General features: G+C 62.0%; 23 protein-coding genes. 13 read left to right on the top strand and 10 right to left on the bottom strand.

The genetic code is table 11. The features are described 5' to 3' along the window. Together TP2_RS06535 and TP2_RS06530 are read left to right on the top strand one after the other, a co-directional pair. Positions 1–1,221, top strand: a complete 1,221-nt coding sequence (locus TP2_RS06535; RefSeq protein ID WP_038075034.1) for a phenylacetate--CoA ligase family protein — start codon at positions 1–3, stop codon at positions 1,219–1,221. A gap of 53 nt (positions 1,222–1,274) precedes the next feature. Beyond that, complete coding sequence (locus TP2_RS06530; RefSeq protein ID WP_038075030.1) at positions 1,275–2,924, top strand: peptidoglycan-binding domain-containing protein; 1,650 nt, start codon at positions 1,275–1,277, stop codon at positions 2,922–2,924. A 151-nt stretch (positions 2,925–3,075) separates the two neighbouring features. Here the strand turns inward: TP2_RS06530 and TP2_RS06525 are convergent, their stop codons facing one another. From TP2_RS06525 to TP2_RS06510, 5 genes are all read right to left on the bottom strand, one after another. Further along, positions 3,076–3,429 (bottom strand): hypothetical protein, encoded by a 354-nt coding sequence (locus TP2_RS06525; RefSeq protein ID WP_038075027.1) that lies wholly within the window; start codon positions 3,427–3,429, stop codon positions 3,076–3,078. Between the two features lie 71 nt (positions 3,430–3,500). After that, on the bottom strand, positions 3,501–3,845 hold the full coding sequence (locus TP2_RS06520; protein ID WP_157617064.1) for a hypothetical protein: 345 nt from the start codon (positions 3,843–3,845) through the stop codon (positions 3,501–3,503). A gap of 53 nt (positions 3,846–3,898) precedes the next feature. Beyond that, positions 3,899–4,924, bottom strand: a complete 1,026-nt coding sequence (locus TP2_RS06515) for a plasmid recombination protein (RefSeq protein WP_051692279.1) — start codon at positions 4,922–4,924, stop codon at positions 3,899–3,901. 611 nt (positions 4,925–5,535) lie between these two features. Continuing rightward, the gene (locus TP2_RS18260) at positions 5,536–6,252 is read right to left on the bottom strand and encodes a RelA/SpoT domain-containing protein (RefSeq protein WP_084714025.1); all 717 of its coding nucleotides are present in this window, start codon (positions 6,250–6,252) and stop codon (positions 5,536–5,538) included. Further along, positions 6,249–7,349, bottom strand: coding sequence for a ParA family protein (locus TP2_RS06510; protein WP_038075020.1), 1,101 nt, complete (start codon positions 7,347–7,349; stop codon positions 6,249–6,251). Before TP2_RS06510 ends, TP2_RS18260 begins: the two co-directional genes overlap by 4 nt. An 863-nt stretch (positions 7,350–8,212) precedes the next feature. On the opposite strand from TP2_RS06510, the gene TP2_RS06505 reads away from it, so the two are divergent. The 4 genes from TP2_RS06505 (at position 8,213) to TP2_RS06490 (ending at position 11,159) form a co-directional block, all read left to right on the top strand. Next, on the top strand, positions 8,213–8,758 hold the full coding sequence (locus TP2_RS06505; protein ID WP_169739508.1) for a type II toxin-antitoxin system PemK/MazF family toxin: 546 nt from the start codon (positions 8,213–8,215) through the stop codon (positions 8,756–8,758). Between the two features lie 71 nt (positions 8,759–8,829). After that, positions 8,830–9,237 (top strand): hypothetical protein, encoded by a 408-nt coding sequence (locus TP2_RS06500; protein ID WP_038075016.1) that lies wholly within the window; start codon positions 8,830–8,832, stop codon positions 9,235–9,237. A 216-nt stretch (positions 9,238–9,453) separates the two neighbouring features. After that, positions 9,454–9,633: a hypothetical protein gene (locus TP2_RS18875; protein ID WP_038075013.1), complete on the top strand. Its 180-nt coding sequence runs from the start codon at positions 9,454–9,456 to the stop codon at positions 9,631–9,633. After that, complete coding sequence (locus tag TP2_RS06490) at positions 9,630–11,159, top strand: recombinase family protein (RefSeq protein ID WP_038075010.1); 1,530 nt, start codon at positions 9,630–9,632, stop codon at positions 11,157–11,159. Before TP2_RS18875 ends, TP2_RS06490 begins: the two co-directional genes overlap by 4 nt. A gap of 375 nt (positions 11,160–11,534) precedes the next feature. Here the strand turns inward: TP2_RS06490 and TP2_RS06485 are convergent, their stop codons facing one another. Together TP2_RS06485 and TP2_RS06480 are read right to left on the bottom strand one after the other, a co-directional pair. Beyond that, positions 11,535–12,287 (bottom strand): EcsC family protein, encoded by a 753-nt coding sequence (locus TP2_RS06485; RefSeq protein WP_420804590.1) that lies wholly within the window; start codon positions 12,285–12,287, stop codon positions 11,535–11,537. 51 nt (positions 12,288–12,338) lie between these two features. Beyond that, positions 12,339–12,821 (bottom strand): GNAT family N-acetyltransferase, encoded by a 483-nt coding sequence (locus TP2_RS06480; RefSeq protein WP_038075006.1) that lies wholly within the window; start codon positions 12,819–12,821, stop codon positions 12,339–12,341. Positions 12,822–12,889: 68 nt separating this feature from the next. Between TP2_RS06480 and TP2_RS06475 the strand changes: the two genes are divergently transcribed. Further along, the gene (locus TP2_RS06475; protein ID WP_038075004.1) at positions 12,890–13,492 is read left to right on the top strand and encodes a flavin reductase family protein; all 603 of its coding nucleotides are present in this window, start codon (positions 12,890–12,892) and stop codon (positions 13,490–13,492) included. A gap of 9 nt (positions 13,493–13,501) precedes the next feature. On the opposite strand, the gene TP2_RS06470 is transcribed toward TP2_RS06475, so the two are convergent. Further along, positions 13,502–14,365: a DMT family transporter gene (locus tag TP2_RS06470; protein WP_038075002.1), complete on the bottom strand. Its 864-nt coding sequence runs from the start codon at positions 14,363–14,365 to the stop codon at positions 13,502–13,504. Between the two features lie 139 nt (positions 14,366–14,504). Here TP2_RS06470 and TP2_RS06465 point away from each other — a divergent pair, with 139 nt between their 5' ends. Genes TP2_RS06465 through TP2_RS06455 form a run of 3 tightly spaced genes read left to right on the top strand, consistent with a single transcriptional unit; the run spans position 14,505 to position 16,340 of the window. Beyond that, a complete protein-coding gene (locus TP2_RS06465; RefSeq protein WP_038074998.1) occupies positions 14,505–15,377 on the top strand; it encodes an S-methyl-5'-thioadenosine phosphorylase in 873 nt (290 codons plus the stop codon). A gap of 7 nt (positions 15,378–15,384) precedes the next feature. After that, positions 15,385–15,915: an adenine phosphoribosyltransferase gene (locus tag TP2_RS06460; protein ID WP_038074995.1), complete on the top strand. Its 531-nt coding sequence runs from the start codon at positions 15,385–15,387 to the stop codon at positions 15,913–15,915. Continuing rightward, positions 15,912–16,340, top strand: a complete 429-nt coding sequence (locus TP2_RS06455; protein WP_038074993.1) for an NUDIX hydrolase — start codon at positions 15,912–15,914, stop codon at positions 16,338–16,340. The genes TP2_RS06460 and TP2_RS06455 overlap by 4 nt, the downstream gene beginning before the upstream one ends. Before the next feature lie 123 nt (positions 16,341–16,463). Here TP2_RS06455 and TP2_RS06450 read toward each other — a convergent pair whose 3' ends face one another. Beyond that, a complete protein-coding gene (locus tag TP2_RS06450; protein WP_038074991.1) occupies positions 16,464–17,867 on the bottom strand; it encodes an FAD-binding oxidoreductase in 1,404 nt (467 codons plus the stop codon). A gap of 137 nt (positions 17,868–18,004) precedes the next feature. Beyond that, the gene (map, locus tag TP2_RS06445; protein ID WP_038074989.1) at positions 18,005–18,814 is read right to left on the bottom strand and encodes a type I methionyl aminopeptidase; all 810 of its coding nucleotides are present in this window, start codon (positions 18,812–18,814) and stop codon (positions 18,005–18,007) included. Between the two features lie 117 nt (positions 18,815–18,931). On the opposite strand from map, the gene TP2_RS06440 reads away from it, so the two are divergent. The 3 genes from TP2_RS06440 to TP2_RS06430 are packed head-to-tail and all read left to right on the top strand — an operon-like array spanning position 18,932 to position 21,326. Then, positions 18,932–19,660: a competence/damage-inducible protein A gene (locus tag TP2_RS06440; protein ID WP_038076094.1), complete on the top strand. Its 729-nt coding sequence runs from the start codon at positions 18,932–18,934 to the stop codon at positions 19,658–19,660. Next, positions 19,657–20,370 (top strand): GNAT family N-acetyltransferase, encoded by a 714-nt coding sequence (locus TP2_RS06435; protein ID WP_038074987.1) that lies wholly within the window; start codon positions 19,657–19,659, stop codon positions 20,368–20,370. Before TP2_RS06440 ends, TP2_RS06435 begins: the two co-directional genes overlap by 4 nt. Next, on the top strand, positions 20,367–21,326 hold the full coding sequence (locus TP2_RS06430; RefSeq protein ID WP_038074985.1) for an OmpA family protein: 960 nt from the start codon (positions 20,367–20,369) through the stop codon (positions 21,324–21,326). Before TP2_RS06435 ends, TP2_RS06430 begins: the two co-directional genes overlap by 4 nt. Position 21,327: the final 1 nt, after the last annotated feature.

Here is a 21,327-nt window from a genome sequence, read left to right as displayed (position 1 = left end):
ATGGCTGAGTATTTCGACGATTTGGAAACCCGCAGCGCGGATGCGCGAGAGGCTTCGCTGGCCGAATGCCTGCCTGCTCTCATCGCAGCGGCGATGAAAGCGCCGGGGATCGCGGCGCATCTTGAGGGTGTCGATCCAGCACAGGTGATCTCGCGTGCCGATTTGGCGAAACTGCCGGTTCTGCGTAAATCCGATCTCGGCGCGGCGCAGAAGGGCGCTCCGCCCTTCGGCGGTCTGACCACGAAGCCCGCCCATGCCTTCGCCCATATCTTCCAGTCACCCGGACCGATCTACGAACCCGGCGATGTCAGCCCGAACTGGTGGCGGCTCGGGCGGTTTGCGCATGCGGCTGGAGTTGGTCCCGGCGATATCGTGCAGAACTGCTTCGGCTACCACCTGACCCCGGCGGGCATGATGTTCGAGAACGCCGCGCGTGCCGTCGGCGCCGCCGTCCTGCCCGCGGGCACCGGCCAGACCGAGCTGCAAGTCCGCGCCGCCGCCGATATCGGCACCACCACCTACGCGGGCACGCCCGATTATCTGCGCATCATCCTCGAGAAAGCCGATGAGATGGGCGAGGCGCTGAAGATCACCAAGGCCACCGTTTCGGGTGGCGCGCTCTTCCCGAGCCTGCGCCAGAGCTATGCCGATCGCGGCATCTCCTGCCTGCAATGCTACGCCACGGCTGATCTGGGCAATATCGCCTATGAAAGCCGGGCGATGGAGGGGATGATCGTGGACGAGGGCGTGATCGTCGAGATCGTCCGCCCCGGCACCGGCGATCCGGTCGCTCCCGGCGAGGTCGGCGAAGTGGTCGTGACCACGCTCAACCCCGATTACCCGCTGATCCGTTTCGCAACCGGCGATCTCTCGGCTGTGATGGAAGGGATCAGCCCCTGCGGGCGCACCAATATGCGCATCAAGGGCTGGATGGGGCGCGCCGACCAGACCACCAAGATCAAGGGCATGTTCGTGCGCCCGGAGCAGGTCGCGGCCTTCGTGGCCGCCCATGCCGAGGTCGCCAAGGCTCGCGTCGTCGCGACCCGCGAGGGCGAGATGGATGTGATGACGGTGCAGATCGAGACCGAAGCTTCCGATCCCGCGCGTTTCGACGGCGGAATTCGCGAGGCCTTGAAGATGAAGGGCGTCATCGAGCTTGTCGCGCCGGGCTCGCTGCCCAATGATGGCAAGGTGATCGACGACCAGCGCAAATACGACTGAGGAACCGGGAGGGAAGATCGCGGGTTTCTTCGTCGAGAGAGATGGAGGACCCCATGCGAAAACTTCTTCTGACAGGCGTCGCGCTGGCGGCGCTCGGGCTCCCTGCCCATGCCGCCGATCTGGCATTGGTGCTGGGCAATGCAAATTACGACCGGATTGATGATCTGCGCGGCGCGGATGCGCCAACCAAGGCCGAGGCTGGCTTGCAGCAGGCTGGCTTTTCGATCCTGACCGAGGATGATGCGTCTGCCTCGGAAATTCGTGCGCGGTTTCGCGATTTCGTGACCCGTGCCACCGATGCAGACCGCGTTGTCGTCGCTCTTTCGGGCCGCTTCATCCATGCGGGGGCCGAAACGTGGTTCCTGCCGACCGACATGCGTGACACCTCCCTGCCGGAGGCGGTAAGCGAAGCTTTGCCGCTTTCGGCGGTGATGACCGTGCTCGCATCTCATCCCGGTCAGGCGGTGCTGCTGCTCGGTAGCGCCGATGACGAGGGAACGGGTCGAGGTCTGACGCGACCCGGCATTGGCGATCTCGCAATCCCGCAGGGTGTCACCGTATTGCGTGGCAGCCCGCGGGAAGTCGCCTCGCTGATGTCCGGTGACCTGGTGAAGCCCGGAGCGCCGCTGATGCGCGCCGCGCAGTCCGAGGGTCTCGTCGCGAGTGGCTACCTGCCCGACAGCTTCAGTTTCCTTGCGGCCGAGATGCAGGCCGCGCCTGCTCCTGTCGCGACTCCGCAGGCCGATCCTTCCTCCCCGTATTGGGATATGGCGCGGGCCGAAGACTCGATCACCGCCTATCAGCTTTACCTTGATCGCTATCCCAAAGGTCCGAATGCCGATGAGGCCAGAGCCCGGATCACCACGCTCAAGGCCGAGCCGGAACGGCAGGCCAAGGCTGATGAAGACGCGCTGAACCTGACGCGAGACCAGCGCCGCGAGGTGCAGCAGAACCTCACGATTCTCGATTTCGACCCGAAGGGCGTGGATGGTATCTTCGGCCCCGGCTCACGTGGCGCGATCACACGTTGGCAGACGGCGAACGGATTCGACCCGACCGGCTATCTCTCCCGCGCGCAGCTGACCGCGCTGTCAGCGCAGGGCGAGAAACGTGCCGCCGAGCTGAAAGCCGAGGCCGAGGCGCGCCAAGCCGAAATCGACCGACAGGACCGCGCCTTTTGGGAGCAGACCGGCAAGGCCGGCGATGAGGCGGGTCTGCGCGCTTATCTGAAGAAATACCCCGATGGTCTCTTCGCTGAGCTCGCGCAGGAGCGGCTTGACGCGATCGAGGCAGACCGCCGCGCCGAAGCGCAGGCAGCCGATCGTGCCGATTGGGACGCTGCGCGCAACGCCGATACCATCGCTTCCTATCGCGATTACCTCGCGAGCCGCCCGAAGCCGGCCTTCAAGGCCGAGGCCGAAGCGCGCATCGCCGAGTTGCAGCAGCAAAGCCAGGAAAGCGACGCGATCAAGGCGGCCAAGGCGCGCGAGGATGCGCTCGGCCTGCCCAGCGTGGCGAAATCCCTTGTAGAGCAGCGCCTCGCACAGATGGGGTTCAAACCGGGCAAGGTGGATGGCGTGTTCGACGACAACACCCGCCGCGCCATTCGCCGTTTTCAGAAAGCGAGTGGCCTGACCGTGACCGGCTATCTCGATCAGCCGACGGTCGCACAGCTGCTTGCCGGGTCAATCGGTTTCCGGTGAAGGGGGGAGGGGGCGCTGCCCGACCGTTAGTTGTCAAACGGCCTCGCCTTTCTACTAACGCTATGCGCATTGCCGAAAGCCCGCCAGTCGACTGGCGGGCTTTTGTGCTTGGCGTGCGTGATTATTAACGCCGACACGAAGTGATCGCTGATCAGTTGCTCTTGGGATCCGCGGGCCTCTCCTGAGGCTTTTCCGTGGTCGAGGCTCGCGGTGCGGGAGGCGAGGCCGGAGTGGTTGCTTCCGGTTCGGGAGGCAGTTTCGCCAGGTAGTCTGCGATCCGCTTGCTGTCAGCGGCGCACGAAGCCTCCGAGAGCGCCTTGAGGAAAGCCTCGACCTCACTGCGGGGCGCCTTGTCCAGCCACTTGCCAAAGGCGTCGAGGACATAGCGCCGTCGGCGCAGTTGCGCCTTGTGCTCTTTTTCGGCTACCTGAGCGACTTTGTTCTGGAGATTCAGATACTGCTGGAAGATGCGGTCTTGCTGGGTTTGGGGGATTTGAACGGTCATGTCGTGCTCCTATGCGTGCGAGGGGTGAGGAATGAATGTGGACCTCCGGGGTTCGACAAGAAGCGGATTTATCAGCTCCATTGATCACCATTTTTGCTCTTTCCTTTCAGCGCCTTGGTTGCATCTTCGACCTCTCGTTTTTCGATTTGCGTATCCGCGATGAAATGGCCGCGCAGGTTCGACGGGAGAGCCGCGAGCATCTTGGCCCGCAGCTTTTCGAGAGCTGTTTCTTTCTGCGCGACCGCAGCCACCCGTGCGGCGACATCATTCTCGGCTTTTCGGGCTGCCCCCAGCCGGAAGGCTCGATAGGCGCCGCCCAGATGGATCAGTAGCTTGCGCGCCGAGGCACCAGGCGCGGTCAAGAGGCGTTCCAGCCGCTCCCGCTCCCGCGACTCCTTCGGAAGGCGCGGTGCCACCGCCAGTCGGTCGCCATGCGCCGGGATGAGGCTCCCCGTCGCTGCGTGTGAGGCTATTCGATCACTTCATTCGCCTCGGCCTCGCGCGCTTCGACGCGCTTGTTTGCGGCGTTCAGAGCCTTTCGTTGGTCTTTGGCATCACGCTGCAGTCGCTCGGCGCGCTTCTGCTCTGCTTCGAGCTTCTTCGTCTCGGCCTCGATCTTGGCTTTTTCGCGGACCAAGCGGACCTCCTCATTCGCGCGCCAGACATGCGCCGGGACATGTTTCTTGCGACCCGGAATGATCACGCTCGGATCGGTCTTTTTCTCTTCCTTCGCTTTCCGGCGAGCTGCGGCCTGTCGTTCTCCGCGTGCCAGTCCCAGAGAGGTAAAGAACTCCCCAATGTCGTCCTGCGCCTTCTCGTAATCCTTCAGAAGTGCATGGGAGGATGGCTGGATGAGGCGCTGTTTGCCGCTGCGCTTCGTGTGTTTCTCGGTCCAGGGCGCGATCACCCCGTGGATGTGGAATGTTGTCTCGTCGCGATCCGCACGGGCATGGAGAACCTGATCGCCGAAGCGCGATCTCAGCCATTCGATTGCCCTTGCCTGAAACTGCGCTTCGCGCTCTTGGATCAATTGTTGCCGTGCCGATGCTTTCTCTGCGTCGGTCCCTACAAAGCGGCTGTCAGTCTCAGGGGGCACAAACCACTCGCGGTTTGCGGTGATGATGAACTCGCGCAATGGACCGGATTTTGACTTGCGCCACGGGTCGCGCGGCCCCTCGATCAAGCGACGGTCAGCTTCCTTGTGACGCTTGGCTGCGCGCAGCCCTTCGACCTGTTGATTGATATTCTGAAGGCTCGCGAGGCGCACCGCCTGCCTAAGCTCTTTGTGCCAATTCGAGGAGCCGAGGATCTGTTCGTTCAGCGGTGTGCGGCTCAGATCGACATGATCCAGTCGATCTTCTTGCTGCTTGCGCTCACCGTGCATCCGATAGCGGTAGAGCTGCTGTGGATAGAGCTCTGCAAAACGCAGCACGACGGGACGGGGCGAAGACACCGACGCAGCAGCGGATACGTCGATAGGTTGATACGCGGACATGACGGCCTCCTGTTGGGGTTGCCGTCGGAAAGTGGGCGGAGGGAGAAAACGTGAAAGCTAGACACTAGGGCCGCGCCCTATTGAGCGGTTCTTAATCACTCTGGTGGTGTATTTAATGTTTACGAACAGGAGCGGGGATTAATGAAAATTTTTCTTGACCTATGACGCAAGGATGATTCAGTCGCGACCACTTTTCTAAACGATCTATCGAAGAATCTGAGGGGATGCCGGTGTGCTCTGCTGAGGCTGCCCTAATAAAAAATGCGTTGATATGGTCCGACGCTTGAAGTGAGATAGCTCGCATAAGTCATTGTGAAATGCTTGAACGCGCCGCAGTGTAGATATGCATGTTCACCCTCTCTTTTAGGGTTCTGGCCATGGAAGCCACCGAAAAATTAAAATCATGAGCGCAGAAACCCGCGCATTTTTTATGTTGGGCGGTCACACTGCGGAACTGGGTTTATGCGCGTGTGAGCGGCTCACTGGAGGTCGAATTGCAACTCGCCGACCAAGACCATTATGCAGCCTGAATCTGCGAGGGCTCAGAAGGTGAGAAGATTAGTCTCTGAATTTCAATCCAGGGTGACTTTCTGAGAAATCAATTCAGAAAGTTAACTTTCTTGCTCCGCATCTCGCACGCGTCGAATAGAGTCCAGCAATCGGCTCCCAGCTCCAGATATTTTCGATAGAACCAGTAACTGTTCGCGAAGGGCTATATTTTCCGTAGCGTGGGGGTAATTAATTTGATGATCGACTTCACCCCAAATTTCTTCAAACAATGTTCGCACCTGAATTTCACAGCAAAGTGGAGAGTCTGCTCTCGGCTTCACTAAATAATGAACGCTGGTGTAAAATGTCGGCCTCTGTCTGACCTCCAAGTCGAAGTTGTTGAAGAAATTTATTGTTTCTGGGTCCCATGTGTTTGCGACAGGTTTTTCGTTGAAAATCCAATCCCCTTCCTCAACCTTCTTTCTTATTAGCGCATCAATGTGCCTAAAGTCTTCTTGAAAAAGATGAAGAATCCTAACACCGCCCAAGTCGGTGACGCTCTCAAAAATATTGTTTTTATTTATTTCTTTTCCATCTTTCGCCTTTCGAAGAATTTTCTCTCTCAAATGACTCTCGTCTTTAAGTCGAGATTTCGCAGAGTGCACAACAGAAGATCCATTCAGTGAAAGATCAGGATGACTTGTCAAAAAAGCGACGACACTATCAACGAAAATCTGAAGCTCAAGTTTTCGTGCGCTGTAGGCAGAAATGACTTCTTCGATGGCATCTTCGCTAATAGCAAGAGGGGGTGCCTCCTCATTGGATTTTGTATCTGTCATAGCTTCGCAATCCTATCAATTACGTCACTAGCAAACGCATGATACATCTGTTGCGTATCTTTGAATTTTTGTTGATTCCCCCCAATCGTGCTCTTGTCTTCTGGTTGAAGTTCGGACTCGGGCAAGCGCCACATGGGAAGGTGGTATTTTTGAGCTAAACTCGGAAAGGTGTTATGAGCGTAGATTACAGAGTCACCACCGATCGAACCACCCAATATTTCGTCAAAGGGAAGCGAGTTTTCTGGATCAATATGGTTGCGAATTGTGCCGGGAATCTGCTCCGCATAGTGATAGTGGGCTGCAGCCAAACCGAGAGGATTTTTTTGCCCAGAATACCTTCTCGCATTATACAAAGTGTAACCTATCAAGCGAACGAACTTCTCGGGAAATTGGGATCTCTTGGTGTCTGACAAAAGGTGAAAAATTGTGTCGAATTGCTTTCGCCATAGATCTAAGGCACCACCAATGTTCCGGATCCCATATATCGAAAAAAGATCAGGAGAGCACGGAATAAGAAACCCATCGGTCAAAGTGAGGATGTCCCGATTTAGGGCGCCTAGACTCGGAGAAGTGTCGAATATTACAATGTCATAGCCATGCATATCTGCGTATTTGTAAGCCAACTCTCGCGCCCGAGTTGCGGTCCGAAGCGCCAAAGGGTCGCCTTGATAAATCCCGCTCCAACGCTCACCAATCTTTGCCTCAAAGAGGTGGAGCGTTAATCTTCCGGGAAGCAAGTCCACGTTTTTTGTTAAAGAGGCCGGAGGAGGCAGCCGAGGGAGTTCTGCGGTGCCGTCTTCTGTTGGCTTGAGTATGAAGTGGATAGATCTTACGTCATCCAATAATCTATCAAAATTGTCGGCAGACTCATTCTCTTTTGCTGCGGCAAAGTCTTCAATGAATGCATCTTCGGCGGTCCAAATTTTCTCAATTTGCTCCATGGTCATAGAGACAATGGTCAAGTTACATTGGGGATCGAAATCGACAAGTAAAACCTTTTTTCCCAACTCGCCCAAGGCATGCGCGAGGTGAAAAGTAAGCGTTGTCTTTCCGACACCACCTTTGTTGTTAAATACAGAAACAATTTTAGGTGTCATACTCGATCTTTCATGTCGTTTATCTTCTCGCTCAACTTGGCGGGCGCACCGTAAAATTCAAACCGTCTGCCACCCAAACTTTGTTCTCTTAAAGAAATCTGGGAAATCATCTTCCTTTCTTCATTTGTAGAGTCACATTTGACCGGAAACAATCCCAATGTCGCGCCAACATCTATATCAGATCTCACACCTCGCACGACTTGAGATCAAGAGCTTGTGAAGGTCGATCCTCCTTTGACGTTGTCGCCTGCATCACTGTCAACAGCTCGCTCGTTTCTTGCCTGAAGACCCGACGCGTTGAATGGAAGCAGAAGGATCGTGCCTGAGATGGCAAATTCCGTTTCGGAGGCCTTGCGAAGCAACCCAAGCAACATCTCCATTTGGTCTAAGTATCTACTCACTAAGCATCTGACAGTCCGGGCCGTTGGCGCTCCCTGTCAGAAGCCGTTCGCCGGGGCGCTGCCCCGGACCCCGCGCCTTCCGCGGGACCGAAGGGAGATCGCTCGCCGCGCCCCCTCCGGCCTCCCCCTGGCGTCCTCCGACGGACCATAGGGGCGCTCGCCACCCCCTCTGGACTACCCCGGCCGCCTTCCGCGGGACCAGAGGGTCGTCGTTCTGCACTCCCCCTCTGGACACCCCCTGCGCCCGGGGGAGGCCGCTTGGGCGCGCCTCCCCCGAACCCCCTCCAGCTTTGTGCCGCTCCTCGAATGACTGCGGGCCAAGGCCCGAGTGGTTTCGCGTGAGAGGCCGCCGAGGCGTCCGGGTTTCGGTCGCGCAGTCGATATGACGCGCGACCGAAACCCGGACACCTCGCAGGGGCCGGAGCGGGAGCGTGTCGATCTTTTCCCAAAATGGAGAATCCCATGTTCGACAACGTTCCCTCGACCGTCGAGACGAAGCCGCACGCGTGGTCCGAGACCTTGCGCTCCGGCGACATCGTCTCGTTCCGCTTCCCCACGAACGAGGGCAAGACCGGCCCTGAACCGAAGGCCCGCCCTTGTCTCGTTCTCGCGTCCGCCCTGATCTCCGGACAGCGCTGGCTCACCATCGCCTACGGCACCTCCGTCACCGAGAAAGTCCGCAAGGGCTATGCCATCCCGCTCGGCTCGCACGATGCGCGCGTGGCCGGGCTCGACCGCGCGACGGCGTTTCGCGGCGATCGCATTGTGATCGTGCGCCCCAACAATCGCGCCTTCGCGGTCAGCCCGACCCTGCGCACGCCTGTGCTTGGCCGTCTGACCGGGCGTCCGCTGCAGCGGATGCACGCGATCCGGGCGCGACTTCAGGCCGAGGCCGACATCGCTGCCGAGGCGCGCGCCGAGCGCCGCCGCGCGCGCGTCGATGACCGCAAGTCGGTGATCGAGGCCCGGGCCCGGGCCGCGGCGCGGGCGGTCATCACCGGCACCTGACGCTGAAGCCTTTCGGCAGCGTCAGTTCGCCGGCGCTGCCGCCTTTCCCAATCGCAACAGGAGTTACAACAATGCTCGTTCCCAACATGATCCCGAGCGGCAACACCCATCGGATCATCCTGTCCTCGCCCGAACAGAAAACGCCCGACATCGACCGGATTCAGGACATCGCCGCCGATGCGACCGGCGCGCTGCGTCTTGCGCTGCAATCGGCCTCTGATCTCTCTCAAGGCATCGCCGAGGATATCCGCACGGAGCTCACCGCGCTCGAGCGCAGGCTGGAGCGGCGCGACACGATTGGCGACGGGCCCCGAGCCGAAATCGCGCTCTGCATCGAGCGGCTCGGGGCCTTCCTCCCCGACGACACGGTCGAGGTGTTTCGCGACGAGTTGAGGGTGGCCCTGAACCACTCGGAACGCGTTGCGGATCTGATCGCGGCGGATCAAGAAATCCGCCGTCTTCGGTGGCTCGGCAAGTAAGCCAGCCACCCAACTTGGGGCGCGGGTCCGAACGGGATCTGCGCTCCCTTTTCGGGGCAGATTAAGTCTATTTAATCACCCGAGCTTGGATTTTCTTATTTCGCAAAAACAAAGGCTTGGCGTCAAAATCGATACGGATCGCCAAATTTCCATTTTTAGTTTTCGGGGGTCTTTACAGCTTCAGAAAACCGAAAATCAGACCAAGAGGCTCACAACATGCAGGCATCCACCCAAACGCTGACCGCAGCCAACGACAACCCCGGCGGCACGATCCGGATCGAGCGCGCGCCGACTGGGCTCGTCTCCCTTCTCGGTCGCGCGGCCGCACGGCGCTTCGTCGAGGCTGCCCAGCCCGCGAATATCAATGCAGCTCCGGCCGAGCGGAGCATCAAATGATCCGCGCCGCCATCTATGCCCGCTACTCGTCGAGCCTTCAGAAAGCGACTTCGATCGAAGACCAAATCGCCATGGCCCGGCGCGAATGCGACCGCAACGGTTGGACGGTTGTCGCAATCTTCGAAGATCGCGAGAAGACCGGGCGCAATATGCGCCGTCCCGGCTTTCAGGCGATGAAAGACGCAATCGGTCGAAGCGAAGTCGATGTCGTTGTGGTCGAGGCGCTTGATCGCCTGACCCGTAAGGTGGCGGATGCGCTTTCTCAGTTCGATCTGTTCAAGTTTCAGGGCGTCGAGCTGCATTCGGTGAAAGAAGGCCCGCAGGATTTCTTCAAGGTTCTTCTCGGAGGTTTTGGCGCACAGCAGTTCTCGGAGATGATCGGTGCTCACACGCGTCGGGGAATGCAAGGCGCAGTCGCGCGTGGGCGCCTTCACACCAGCGCCTACGGCTATCGGAAGCGCGAGAGTCCTACTGGATTGAACCGGGAGATTGACCCGGAACAGGCCGAAGTCGTCCAACGGATTTTTCGGGAGACCGCTGACGGTAAATCTGCACACGCGATCGCCAAGGGGTTGAACGCCGATCGGATCCCGGCACCTAAGGGTGGCAGCTGGGATGGCTCGACGATCCGAGGCCGCAAAGATCGCGAGGAAGGCATTCTGAACAACCGCCTCTATATCGGCGAGGCCTCGGTCTGTAAGTTCGGCCGTCGTTATCACCCGGAGACTGGCGAGAAAGCCGTTTTCGCTACCGAGGAGGATGTGGTGCGCGGGACCCACGAAGATCTGAGGATCGTGCCGCAGGACCTTTGGGACGCCGTTCAAGCAGAGCTTGCGCAGCGCACTCTCAAAGCCGACAAGTCGGGGAATGCCCATGCTGCGCGTCGTTCGAAGCACCTGCTCAGCGGACTCCTGATCTGTGGCTGCTGCGGGGCGCCTTATGTCAAATCCGGCAAGAACCGCTTCCAGTGCCGCGAGGCACGCAGATCGGCTTGTAACAACACGATCTCGATCCGACAGGACAGGATCGAGCCCCGCGTCTTCGACACCCTGCGCGCTGAACTGCACAGCGCCGAGCTGATCGCGGAGTTCGAAGCTGCATTTCAAGCCGAGCTGCGCGCGCTCGACAGCACTGATCTGGAAACCGCGATCAAGCGCGCGAACGCCGATCTAACGAAGGCGACCATGGCGCGCAAAGGGATCATGAAAGCTATCGAGCAGGGCGCGGATTACGCAGACTACTCGGCCCGCGACAAGGAGCTGAAAGCGGAGGTGGCGGATCTTGAAGCGCGGATCATGCAGATCAAGGCGCAGCAGACCAAGAAAGACACAGCACCACCTGACATCGCGGCGCTTTTCGAAGCCGCAATTCAGGACCTTGAAGCCTTGCTCGGCGATCCTGATCTCGTCGCGCGCGCAAACGAAGAGCTTGGCAGCCTCATCCGATCTATCACCCTCATACCGGACCCAGCGTCCCCAGATGGCCTCGCAGCCGAGATCCATATGGATCTCGGCAATTTGCGTTAAAGGGGGAACAGTGTGAGGCGCGGTGGCGTGGATTCGTCTCCATTGCGTTCCGCTGGCTGGGCCGGGACGTCCAGCGGCATTCTTCTTTACCGGTCAGGACGCGCAGAGCTCGGCACGGTTGCTTGAGCACGATGACTGAAACCATCAGCACAAAGGGCAATACAGGCGCGAGATGCCACCTCGTGGTGACAGGAGCGATTGGACCGGCAAGGCCGACAATTAACGGTCGGGCACAGGGCGCTGCCCCCTCTGGCCTTGCGGCCATTCACCCCCGGGATATTTGGAGCAGTTGGAGGCGAAGAGCCGCTTCTTTCCAAAGCGTCCAACATCCCCTTCGGAGGCATCTCGAAGGGTGAGAGGGGCGCTTATAGGAGATCACTTCGCAATCCGCGCCACGAGCTCTTCGCGCAGCACGCCTTCATCGGCGCCGCTGTCGCGGGCGAGGCGTTTGAGACCGAAATGGACGCGGGCGATTTCCTGATAATAGCTGGTGAAGGCGTAGTTCACGGCTGCGCCCGCGACCGCGCCCAGAACCGGAGCGGCCTGGGCCGCGAGTTTCTGGCCGAGCACAGCCGAGAGCCGGGGTGCGACCTTGGCGATGAGGGATTTCATGCTCGGCCCGGTGATCGTGGCGCGCGCGGCGAGAAAGCTCAGGTCCATCCCGTCATCGTTTTCAAGCGGTCCGGCCGAGGCGAAGACCCGCAGGCATTCGAGACGCACCTCGTCGGAGGCGGGATCGAAACCATGTTCCGCGGCGATGCCCTGAATGGCGCGCAGAAGCATCGTCACGGTGAAGGGCAGCTCGGCCAGCGAGCTTGCCAGACCTCCTGCGCCACCGGCCGCGCCCATTGCCGCTGTCAGCGTGCGGTTGAGCCAGTCGGGGCGGTCCGAGACGATGCCGCGCGAGCGTTCCGCCGCCACCATCGCGCCCGAGAGCGCGCGTTCCGTCGCGCCGTCGAGCCCGCCCCGGACCTGGGCCGGCAGTTTCTCGAGCAGGCTTTCTGCGGAGGTGCCGACATAGCCGATCAGTTGCATCACGACGCCACCCGCGACGCGGTGACGTTTGGCCAGCGCGTCGAGCTCCTTGAGCAGCACGGGGTCGGTCACGGGGGGTAGGATCTCGGCCATGGGCATCTCCTGCTTTTCGCCAAATATGGGGGCGTGGGTGCCTTTCGGCAATCAGGCGGCCTTCTCGACCGGACCTTTCACGCCCTCCCAGGCACCGGGAACCAGCTCAAGCCCGAGCACCCGGTCGGGATTGGTGGGGGGCGGCATCTCGACCCCTTCGAGCTTTTCGAAACCGAAGCGCGAGTAATAGGGTTCGTCACCTACGAGCAGCACGCGTTCCCAGCCCAGTCGATGCGCTTCGGCGAGGCTTTCGTGCATCAAGAGCCCGCCGAGCCCTTCGCCTTGGCGCGTCGGGTGGACCGCCACGGGACCGAGGAGCAGCACCCGTTTGCCGCCGACGAGCACCGGCCAGTAGCGGATCACCGCAGCGAGGATGCCATCCTGGCGCAGCGTGAGGCACAGCGGGGCGACCTTTTTCACCCCGTCGCGCAGGCGATAAGAGGACAGCGCCGTGCGGCCGGGCGCAAAGCAGAGGTCGTAGAGCGCCTCGACTTCCCACCAGTCCTCGTCCGTTTCCTCTTCGAGCTGATACATCGCGCCCGTCCTTTCGCCCTGTTCGACGCGGTAGCACGCACTAAGATCAGGATCAAACAGGAGAAAGCATGTTCTATCGACCGCAAGATGGCCATGGGCTGCCGCATAACCCGTTCAACGCGATCGTGGCGCCGCGTCCGATCGGCTGGATCTCGACGCGCGGGACAATGGGCGACAATCTCGCGCCCTATTCCTTCTTCAATGCGGTGGCCTACACGCCGCCGCAGGTGATCTTTTCCTCGACCTCCTCCAAGCCTGATCGCGAAGGCACCAAGGATAGTGTCGCGCAGATCCGCGAGTCGGGCGTGTTCTGCGTCAATCTCGTGACCTATGCGCTCAAGGACCAGATGAACGCTTCTTGCGCGAATTTCCCGGCGGGGACGGATGAGTTTGCCGAATGCGGGATCGACAAAGCCGAATGCGAGACGATCGACTGTCCGCGCGTGGCGGAGGCTCCTGCGAGTCTCGAATGTCGGCTGGTGCAGGTGGTGGAGCTGTTGGGGGATGCGAATTTCCTCGTCCATGGCGAGGTCACGGGCGTTCATATCGCAGACGCGTGCTTGCGCGACGGTTTCTACCGGCCCAAGGACCGGCTCGTGCGTTTTGGCTACCGCGGGGATTATGCTGCGGTGAATGAGGATTTCGAGATGCTGCGGCCCGCCGGGGGGTAAGATCTGCGCTCAGGCTCTGCGCGCGCGGCGGCCCTCGAGCAGGGTGTAGAGCCCGCTCGCCACGATCAGAAGCGCCCCCGCAATCATTGCCGTATCGGGCCGCTCGCCGAAGACCACCGCACCGAGGATCAGCGCGAAGATCAGGCGGGTGTAACGGAAGGGCGTGATGACCGACACCTCGCCCATTCGCATCGCTTTCGTCAGCGACCAATAGGCGAAGCTGCCGAAGGCGACTGCGCCCGCGATGTCGCGCAGCGCGATCAGGTCGGGCAAGGTCGGGCCACCGAAGATCATCAGGATCAGCGCGCCGGTCGGGATCAGCATCATGAAACCATAGAAGCTGAGCTGGAAATTCGACAACACCGGCGGACAGGCGCGGGTCGCAAGGTCACGGCCCGCGAAGCCCAGCATCCCCAGCACGGTCCAAAGCGCGGCGGGCACGAACCCGTCGAGGCCGGGGCGCAGCACGATCAGCACGCCGAGAAACCCGATGCCGACCGCGATCCAGCGGCGCATCCCCACGCGTTCGGAGAACACCACCGCCGCGCCCGCGACCACGACGAGAGGCGTGGCTTGCAGAATGGCCGCGGCGTTCGAGAGCGGCGTCAGCGCGATCCCGAGCGTGTAGCCGAGCCGCCCCACCACCTCGAGCGCGAGCTTGATCAGCAGAGGCTTCGAGAGCAGCGCCGGGTGCAGCAAACGCTGGCCGCGCGCCGTGATCAGGGTGGCGAAGACCACCATCCCGCCGAGACCGAACAGCATCAGCACCAAGCCGACCGCGACATGTGTCGAGGCGGATTTGACGAACATGTCCTCCATCGCGAAGGCCGCCATCGCGATGACCATCAGCACCGAGCCGCGCAGGTTTTCCATTGATCCTCCCGAGGGGGTGCTCCCGGCCCCCTCTGCGCCGATAAACCGCGCGGCACCCGGCTGCAATCCCCCTTTCCTCCCGCGCGCCCGGGGCTTAGGCTCGCCGCGATTGTTTGCGGACAGCCGGAGGAAGAGTGGAATGGAGAAGATGATCGGGGTGATCGGCGGCTCGGGCGTCTACCAGATCGACGGGCTGGAGGCCGCCGAATGGGTCACGGTCGAGACGCCCTTCGGCGCGCCTTCCGATCAGGTGCTGACCGGTACGCTCAACGGCGTGAAGATGGCCTTCCTGCCCCGCCACGGGCGCGGCCATGTCGAGACGCCGACCACCGTTCCTTACCGCGCCAATATCGCCGCGATGAAGCAGCTGGGTGTCACCGATCTCATTGCTGTCTCGGCGGTGGGCTCGCTGAAAGAGGCCTATGCGCCGGGCGATTTCCTGATCGTGGATCAATATATTGATCGCACTTTCGCGCGTGAGAAGAGCTTCTTCGGCCCCGGTATGGTCGGCCATGTCTCGGTTGCGCATCCTGTCTGCGCCGATCTCTCGGCAGCCTGCGCCGAGGCCGCGCGCAAGACCGGCGTGAAAGTTCATGAGGGCGGCACCTATGTCGCGATGGAGGGCCCGCAATTTTCGACCAAGGCCGAGAGCGAGCTTTATCGTCAATGGGGCGCGGATGTGATCGGCATGACCGGGATGCCCGAGGCCAAGCTCGCCCGCGAGGCCGAACTGCATTACGCCTGCGTCGCGATGATCACCGATTTCGATTGCTGGCACCCCGACCACGACGCGGTGGACGTGGCGCAGGTCGTGGCCGTCGCGATCAAGAATGCCGGCAAGGCCCGCGATCTGGTCGCGGCCCTGCCGGACCTGCTCAAGGGCGCCGCGGGCGATTGTGCGACCGGCTGCACCCACGCGCTCGACAGTGCGATCATGACCGCGCCCGAAAAGCGCTCGGCCGAGATGAAAGCGAAACTCAAGACCATCGCGGGCCGCGTGCTCGACCTCTGAGGACCGAATGAAAGACGTCAAAGACTATATCCGCACCATCGCCGATTTCCCGCATGAGGGGATCATGTTCCGCGATGTGACAACGCTGTTTGCCGATCCGCGCGGCTTCCGTATGGCGATCGATCAGTTGCTGCACCCTTGGGCGGGCCAGCAGATCGACAAGGTCGTGGGGCTGGAAGCGCGCGGCTTCATCCTTGGCGGCGCGATCGCGCATCAGCTCTCCAAGGGCTTCGTGCCGATCCGCAAGAAAGGCAAGCTGCCCGGCCAGACGATCAGCCAGGCCTACAAGCTGGAATATGGCGAGGCGGTGATGGAGATGCACGAGGACGCGATCCAGCCCGGCGAAAAGGTCCTGATCGTCGATGACCTGCTGGCGACGGGAGGCACCGCACAGGCGGGCATCCAGCTGATCGAGCGGGTCGGCGGCGAGATCGTGGGCCTCTCCTTCATCGTCGATCTGCCGGAACTAGGCGGGCGCAAGCTCTTGGAAAGCCTCGGCATGAATGTGAACGTGCTCTGCGAGTTCGAGGGGCTGTGAACCCGGGTCCGGTTGCTGCCGTCCTTGCCGTGGTGATCCGCGACGGGCAGGCCCTGCTGGTGCGGCGCGCGAACCCGCCCGATGCCGGGCTCTGGGGATTTCCCGGCGGCAAGATCGAATTCGGCGAGACACTCCTGAAGGCGGCAGAGCGCGAGCTGCGCGAAGAGACCGGCGTGCAGGCGCAGGCAGCCCATGCCTTCACGGCCCTCGATGTCCTCGCCCATGACGCGGAGGGCGCTCTGGAGCATCATTTCGTGCTGGTGGCGGTCGAATGCCGTTGGCTCGCCGGAGAGCCGAGTGCTGCCGACGATGCGCTGAATGCCCGTTGGGTCGATCTCGACCGGATCGAGGATTTGCCGCTGAGCCGTGACGTGGCGCGGGTCGCGCGTCAGGCAGCGGCGCTGCCCTATTCTCATGCGCGTTAACATCTTGCTTACGCGAATCGGGCTATCGTGAGCGGGCCTGATGGTTCGGCTGCTTGCATAGACACGTGAACCGGAACGCCGCGCTCCGCCTGCTCTCCTGGCGGGGCGCGTTTCTTTTTGGGCTCAGCGCTCGGCGAGCACCGCACCGGGGTTCAGGATGCCTTTCGGGTCCAGCGCTGCCTTGATCGCCCGCATCGCCGCCAGCTTCCCCGGATCGCCATAGCGCTCCAGATCGCCGACCTTCAGCCGTCCGATCCCATGCTCGGCCGAGATCGAGCCGCCGAAACGATCCACCAAATCATAGACCGTCTCCGGGATCGCGCGACGCAGGTTTTCGTACTCCTTGCGGTCGCGCCCTTCCGCCGGGAAGGCGTTGAAATGCAGGTTGCCGTCGCCGACATGACCGAAGCAGTTGATCCGGATATCGGCGAGCGCGCGCAGCGCCACCTGCGCCTCTTCGATGAACTGCGCCAGCTTCGGCAGCGGCAGAGAAATATCGTGACTGGAGATCGAACCGATCCGCTTGTTCGCCTCCGGCAGGCTCTCGCGCAGCGCCCACATCTGGGCGCGCTGGTTCTCGGAGCTTGCGATCACCCCGTCGCTGACGAGCCCTTCGGCGGCTTCAAACAGTCCCGCCAGCGCTTCCTCGGCCGCCAGCCCCTCGGGCAATCCGATCTCGATCAGGACTGACCAGTCGGGCCGGGTGGTAAATGGCTGATGCACGTCCGGGCCGACCGCATCGAGGAACCGCAGCCCCTGTCCCGAGATCAGCTCGAAAGCCGAGACACAGCCCGGCATCCGCGCCTCGGCCAGCTCCAGCAGCTCCAGCGCCGCGGATGGGCTCTCGACCACCATCATCGCCGTGCCCACCGCCGCCGGTTTCGGCAGCAGCCGCAGCGTCGCCGCAGTGATGATCCCCAGCGTGCCTTCCGAGCCGATCAGCAGGTCCTTCAGATCGTAGCCCGTGTTGTCCTTGCGCAGATGCTTGAGCCCCGAAATCACCGTGCCATCGGCCAGCACCGCCTCGACCCCGAGGCACAGCTCGCGTGCATTGCCATAGCGCAGCACGTTCACCCCGCCTGCATTGGTCGCCAAGACGCCCCCGATCCGCGCCGAGCCCTGGCTCGCGATGGTCAGCGGGAAAAGCCGCTCCGCGCCGTCCGCTGCGTCCTGCGCCGCCTGCAGGGTGGCGCCGGCCTCGATCTCGAGCACATGGCGCGTAATGGCGCGTATGGCCGTCATCTTTTCGAGGCTCAGGATCACCGGTGCAGGACCGTCTTCGACGATTTGCCCGCCGACCAGCCCGGTGCCGCCGCCATAGGGCACGACACCCACACCCGCCGCATGACAGGTCCGCAGCACGGCTGCGACTTCCGCTGTCGAGGCCGGTTTGACCAGCACACCGCCGCAGCCCTTGTGCCGACCGCGCGGTTCTTCGAGGTAGGAGGCTCCGGGCGCACCGACGCTCAGCCCCGGCACTGCTGCGCGCAGCATCTCGGCAAAGGTTTCATCGGCAGGTGCGCGCATTCAACCCTCCTACGAATTCGTCCGGACAATCCGGGGAGTGAGCCCGCAAAGCCAAAAGGGGCAATCCCCCTTGCCGACTGTTTTAGATCGTATAGCGGTCCTGGGAAATGCGGTTTCGTCCGGCCGCGTCGGCCGGCTTATCGCCAGGTCGGATGGAAACGGTTCGCGGGGCTCAGCGTGAAGATCTCGCAGCCATCTGCGGTCACGCCGACCGAATGTTCGAACTGCGCGGAGAGCGATTTGTCGCGCGTCACTGCCGTCCAGTCGTCGGCGAGCACCTTGGTCTCGGGGCGGCCCAGGTTCACCATCGGCTCGATGGTGAAGATCATGCCTTCCTCGAGCACTGCGCCCGTTCCCGCGCGCCCGTAATGGAGCACGTTCGGCGGCGCATGGAACACTTTGCCCACGCCATGGCCACAGAAGTCACGCACCACCGACATGCGATGGCCTTCGACGAATTTCTGGATCGCATGGCCGATATCGCCGAAGGTGTTGCCCGGCTTGACCTGTTCGATCCCGATCATCAGCGCGTCATGGGTGACCTGGATCAGGCGCTCGGCTTTGCGGCTCAGAGTGCCCGCGACATACATGCGCGAGCTGTCGCCGTACCAGCCATCCACAATCACCGTTACGTCGATATTGATGATGTCGCCATCCTTGAGCTTCTTGTCGCCCGGGATGCCGTGGCAGACCACGTGGTTGACCGAGATGCAGCTCGCATGGCGATAGCCGCGATAGCCGATCGTGGCCGATGTCGCGCCCAGTTCGGTCACGCGCTTCTCGATGAAGGCGTCGAGCTCGCTCGTGCTCACCCCCGGCTTCACGAGATCCGCGACCTCGTCGAGGATCTGCGCGGTCACCTGAGAGGCGGCGCGCATTCCGGCAAAATCGCTCTCGTTGTAAATCCGGATTCCGTCTTTGGTCACTCGGGCCTGGCTGTCGTCCAAGGGTCCACTCCTTGCAGGTTGCGGGGCCCTAGATAGTCACAAAAGAAGGGCTTGACCAGTGCACGCTCTTTTCGATGCCGCGCGCGCATCCTATACCAAGTCGAAAGGAGCGAGATGATGCCCAATCCCACAGCAGCGATCCTGATCATCGGCGACGAGATCCTCACCGGCCGTACCCGCGAAGGTAACGCGCATTTCCTCGCCGGAAAGCTGGTCGAGCATGGCATCACGTGCCGCGAGATCCGGGTCGTGCCGGACGACAACGACGTGATCGTGGCGGCGGTGCGTGAGCTTTCCGCAAGCCACGATCATCTTTTCACAAGCGGCGGCATCGGCCCGACCCATGACGACATCACGGCTGATGCGGTGGCGGAGGCGATGGGGGCGACGCTCGACGTGCGCGAGGATGCGCGCTTGATCCTTGCCGAACATTACGCCGCGCGCGGGGTCGAATTCACCGCCGCCCGTCTGCGCATGGCGCGCATTCCTGAAGGCGCTGAACTGATCGACAATCCGGTTTCGGGCGCACCGGGGTTTTCTCTGACCAATGTGCATGTGATGGCGGGCGTGCCCAATATCTTTCAGGCGATGGTGGAGGGGCTCTTGCCGAAGCTCACCGGCGGGGCACCGCTGATCTCGCGCAACTGGCAGGTGATGGTCGCCGAGGCCTCGGTGGCCGATGAGCTGCGAGAGATCGCAGGACGTTTCCCCGACCTCTCGATCGGGTCCTACCCCTTCGTGCAGGAAGGGCAGTATGGCACCAATCTCGTGACCCGCGGTACCGACCCCGAGCAGGTCGAGGCGGGCTGGCAGGCGCTCAAGGCCGCCTTCCCGGAGGGCAAATGACCGACGCCTATGCGATCATCGACGCGACCTGGCCGCCCGCGCAATTCCGCCGCGCCGGAGGGTTCCTGATCCGCGACGGTCAGGGTGGTGGCTCACGCGTGAGCTGCGCCACGCTCGAAGTGCCTCTGGCAGAGGCCGATATCCCGGCTGCGGAAGCCGCCCATCGCGCGCTCGGTCAGATCCCGCGTTTCATGATCCGCGATGGCGAGGACGCGCTTGACGCCGTGCTCGAAGGGCGTGGCTATGAGGCTTATGATCCGGTCTGTCTCTGGTCCGCCCCGATCGAGACGGTGCAAGGCGAGGTGCCGCCCGTCACAGCGTTTGCCCATTGGCCGCCGCTCCAGATCGCCCGCGATCTTTGGTGCGAGCTCGATGTCGGCCCCGAGCGGCAGGCGATCATGGAGCGCGTGACCGGGCCGAAAGCCTGCGTGCTGGGTCGCAAGCAGGATCGCGCGGCGGGTGCCGCGTTCGTCGCGCTCCATGAGGACACGGCAATGTTGCACGCTTTGGCCGTCGCTCCCCAGTTCCGTCGCATGGGCCTTGCCCGCCAGATGGTTCACGAGGCGGCCCGCTGGGCTTCCGATGCGGGCGCAACGCGGTTCGAGATGATCGTGACGCTGGTCAATGACGCCTCGAACGGGCTCGCGAACGACCTCGGGATGGAGGCGCGTGCGCAGTATCACTACCGCCGCAAGGAGGAGGCCCGGTGACCCGCCTGACCGCCATCCTGCTGGCGACGCTTTGCGCCGCGCCCGCGCTGGCGGAGCCGCTAGCCCTCACCCTGCCGGGCGGTGCGACGCAATCGGCGCAGGAGGCGAGCCCCGCGACGAGCTATTCGCTCGCGGTCGGCCCCTGGCAGGATGGCAAGATCAAACATATCGCGCTCGAAGGCGCGCGCAGCGATACCGCTTGGCGGCTCAGGGCGAACCAGAACACCACGCTTCAGATCCTCGCGCCTCTTCGCGACCAGCTGACTGCGGCGGGCTACACCCTGCTTTACGAATGCGACACCGATGCCTGTGGCGGCTTCGATTTCCGTTATGCGCTGGATCTGCTGCCCGAGCCCTCGATGCATGTCGATCTGGGCGATTTCCGCTATCTCGCGGCGCGCAAGGGAGACGAATACGTGGCGATCACTGTGTCGCGATCGTCCGAATCCGGCTTTATTCAGGTCACCGATCTGAGCGTGCTCGACGTGACACCGGCGCAGCCCGATAACCCGCTCGCGACGCCGCAGGCCGCAGCTCCCCTGCCCGCGACCGGATCAGCCGCGACGCCGCCCCCTTCGAACTTCGCCCGCGCGCTCGAGACCCGCGGCTCCGTTGCGCTCGACGATCTCGACTTCCCCTCCGGGGCATCGACCCTTGGGCCGGGCGAGTTTGCGTCTCTCGCGACGCTGGCGCAGTTTCTCAAGGCCAATCCCGATATGCAGGTGATGCTCGTCGGTCATACCGATGCGGTGGGGTCTCTGGCGGCCAATATCGCGCTCTCGAAGAAGCGTGCGCAATCGGTGCGCGCCAAGTTGATCTCCGAATACGGGGTCGACCCGGCTCAGGTGAGCGCCGAAGGGGCAGGATTTCTCGCTCCGCGCGCCAGCAGCCTGACGAAAGAGGGGCGCGAGAAAAACAGACGGGTCGAAGTGGTTCTCACTTCGACCCGGAGTTAGC

Origin of the sequence: Thioclava pacifica DSM 10166 (assembly GCF_000714535.1) — a bacterium.
GTDB lineage: Bacteria > Pseudomonadota > Alphaproteobacteria > Rhodobacterales > Rhodobacteraceae > Thioclava > Thioclava pacifica.
Note: the sequence above shows the minus strand (reverse complement) of the source record. Positions and strands in the feature narration are given on the sequence as shown.